2 protein-coding genes and 1 tRNA gene are annotated in these 3,294 nt (G+C 59.9%); 1 reads left to right on the top strand and 2 read right to left on the bottom strand.

Going from position 1 to position 3,294, the window contains the following annotated elements; all coding sequences use genetic code 11:
• Nucleotides 1-297: tyrosine-type recombinase/integrase (locus ACO6D5_RS24305; protein WP_485826794.1), on the top strand; the 297-nt coding region annotated here is incomplete at its 5' end.
• A gap of 26 nt (nt 298-323) precedes the next feature.
• Here the strand turns inward: ACO6D5_RS24305 and ACO6D5_RS24300 are convergent.
• Nucleotides 324-402 (bottom strand) — tRNA-Ile (locus tag ACO6D5_RS24300).
• Nucleotides 403-411: 9 nt separating this feature from the next.
• A complete protein-coding gene (rpoD, locus tag ACO6D5_RS24295) occupies nt 412-2,679 on the bottom strand; it encodes an RNA polymerase sigma factor RpoD (protein WP_315528399.1) in 2,268 nt (755 codons plus the stop codon).
• Nucleotides 2,680-3,294 lie beyond the last annotated feature (615 nt).

Raw genomic sequence — 3,294 nt, 5'->3', positions numbered from 1 at the left:
AAGATTCGGGCCGCGGCTAAGGTGGGGCCGCGCAACAAGTGGAACGTGTCTAAGGAGTTCAAGGCAGCAGCGACCGCTGTAGGCATGGGCCATCTGCGCTTTCACGACCTGCGGCACAGCGCGGCAAGCGCCATGATCAACGCCAAGGTCAACCTGTACACGGTCGGCGCGGTGCTGGGTCACAAGTCGGCAGCCAGTACACAACGCTATGCGCACTTGGCTACCGAGTCGATCAAATTGGCGTTGGGGGAAATTGGCAAAAAATCCCCCACACAAAAGAAAGCGCGGGTTGCGTAAACTGCCCGCAAACCCGCGCTAATTCTTGGTAGGCCCCCCGAGAGTCGAACTCGGCACCAACGGATTATGAGTCCGCTGCTCTAACCAGGCATGAGCTAGAGGCCCAGGAAACGATTACTGCCCTTCCAGGAAGCTCTTCAGCTTGTCGGCCCGGCTGGGGTGACGCAGCTTGCGCAGCGCTTTAGCCTCTATTTGGCGGATGCGCTCACGTGTGACGTCGAATTGCTTGCCCACTTCTTCCAGGGTCTGGTCGGTGCTCATTTCGATGCCGAAACGCATACGCAGAACCTTGGCTTCACGCGGGGTGAGAGAGTCTAGCACTTCCTTGACCACATCACGCATGGAGCCGTGCAATGCCGCATCCGAAGGCGCCAGGGTCGACGTGTCTTCGATGAAATCGCCCAGGTGCGAGTCATCGTCGTCACCGATCGGCGTTTCCATGGAGATCGGTTCCTTCGCGATCTTCAGGATCTTGCGGATCTTGTCTTCCGGCATGTCCATCTTTTGCGCCAGGGTCGCGGGATCCGGCTCGGCGCCGGTTTCCTGCAGGATCTGACGGCTGATCCGGTTCATCTTGTTGATCGTTTCGATCATGTGAACCGGGATACGGATGGTGCGCGCCTGATCGGCGATCGAACGCGTGATGGCCTGACGGATCCACCACGTGGCGTACGTCGAAAACTTGTAGCCGCGGCGGTACTCGAACTTGTCCACGGCCTTCATCAAGCCGATGTTGCCTTCCTGGATCAGATCCAGGAACTGCAGGCCACGGTTCGTGTACTTCTTGGCGATCGAGATCACCAGGCGCAGGTTGGCCTCGGTCATTTCGCGCTTGGCTTTGCGGGCCTTGGCTTCGCCAGTGGCCATGCGCTTGTTGACGTCTTTCAGGTCTTTCAGCGGCAGCACGACGCGCGTTTGCAAGTCGATCAGCTTTTGCTGCAGTTCCTGCACGGCGGGAATCTGGCGCTCCAGCGTCTCGGCGTACGGATGGCCGGCGGCGACTTCTTCCACCACCCACTGCAGGTTGGTTTCGTTGCCCGGGAAGACCTTGATGAAGTGCGTGCGCGGCATGCCGGCACGGTCCACACACGTGTGCAGGACGGCGCGCTCAAGCTGGCGCACTTCTTCAACCTGGTTGCGCAGCGTGTCAGCCAGCTTTTCGACCATCTTGGCCGTGAAGCGGATGCCCATCAGTTCGTTCTGGATGGATTCCTGGGCACGCACGTAGACGTCCGACTTGTAGCCGTCCTTCTCGTACGACAGGCGCATCTTGTCGAACTGCTTGTTGACCTCGTCGAACTTGGCCAATGCCTTCACGCGCAGGTCTTCCAGCTGCTTGCTGGACATGCCGCCCGCGGGGCCGTCATCGCTTTCGTCTTCGTCGGCGGTGACACCGGCGCCGGCGTACTCTTCACCGTCTTCCGGATCGACCAGGCCATCGACGACTTCGTCGATCTGCGCCTGGCCTTCGCGAACGCGCAGGATGTGGGCGAGGATCTCGTTGATCGTGGTCGGGCAGGCCGAAATGGCCATGACCATGTGCTTCAGGCCGTCTTCGATACGCTTGGCGATCTCGATTTCGCCTTCGCGGGTCAGCAGCTCGACCGAACCCATTTCGCGCATGTACATGCGCACGGGGTCGGTGGTGCGGCCGAAATCGGAGTCCACCGTAGTCAGCGCGGCTTCGGCTTCGTCTTCGACGTCGTCATCGTTGGACGCAACCGGCGCGTTTTCGCTCATCAGCAGCGTTTCGGCGTCCGGGGCCTGGTCATAGACCGCGATACCCATGTCGCTGAACGTGCTGATGATGCCGTCGATGGCTTCGGCGTCGACCAGGTCGTCAGGCAGATGGTCGTTGATTTCGCCGTACGTCAGGTAGCCGCGGTCCTTGCCCAGCTTGATCAGCTGCTTCAGGCGGTTGCGGCGCGCTTCGTATTCTTCCGGGGTCACGGGGCCGCGGGCGATCAGATCCTTGGGATCCGCCTTGCCGCGCTTGCCGCCGCGCTTGGGCGGCTTCAGATCGGGCAGGACTTCGCCTTCGCCGTCCATCGTGTCGTCGAAACCGTCGGAATCGTTGTTCGCATTCTTCGCGGGGCGGCCCGGACGGCGGCCGCTGGGCACTGCCGGACGTGCGCTGCCAACCAAGTCGGCGAGCTTGTCTTCAGCCTTCTTGGCGCGGGCCTTCGTCACTTTTTCGGGCTTGTCAGCCGCGGCCGTCTTGGTTGCCTTCTTGGCAGCCGTCTTGGCAGCGGGCTTGGCGACCTTCACCGCCGTTTTGGCGGGCGCTTTTTCCGCCGCCATGCTTACGGCGCGCTTGGCCGCAGGGGCCTTGAGTTCAGCCGCATCAATTGCAGAGGAGGATTTGCCGGTGGATTTGGTCATAGTCGCTTCCGTGGTCGTCGCAACCCGTTTGGGCATGTTGCACCGCATAAAGCCGCCCTGGACGGTGGCCCAGCGCGGCGCAAATACGGGTAAAACTGGTGAATTGGCAGAAATCACGCGGCTGCGTTGTTCGCAGCGCCAGCTCTTTCGAGCCCGCTTGTCGCCATTACGGTGCAATACCGTTCGGGCGCTTGACGTGCATGACCTCATTCCGCGGCGGATTTCGGGCGTTGGGGGGGCTGTCTGCCTATAAATAGGCTTTGCTTGCTTATGGGGACATAGCCCCTAGCAGCTTATGTAGACACAGCACCCAGACCACTAACGCTACGCAAAACGACTCGCCGCTGAACTGCCTGATTCACCGCTCAGCTATCAGCTATATTAATTAACTATGTAACAAATTTGACGCGCGAGCCTGATAATTTCTGCGGGTCAAATTGCACTGCACATCTACAAACATCACTACTGGATTAGATTCGGCCAGCGGCAATAGATTCCGTGAATCCATCGCCCTGCTCCACATCCGCGCCAGGACTAGCAGCATATTCAGCAAAAACTAAGCTGCAATCGACTGAAAACGCATCAATGGGACGCCTTGCTTGGGACGCCTTGCTT

The organism is Achromobacter sp. (assembly GCF_057314935.1).
Note: the sequence above shows the minus strand (reverse complement) of the source record. Positions and strands in the feature narration are given on the sequence as shown.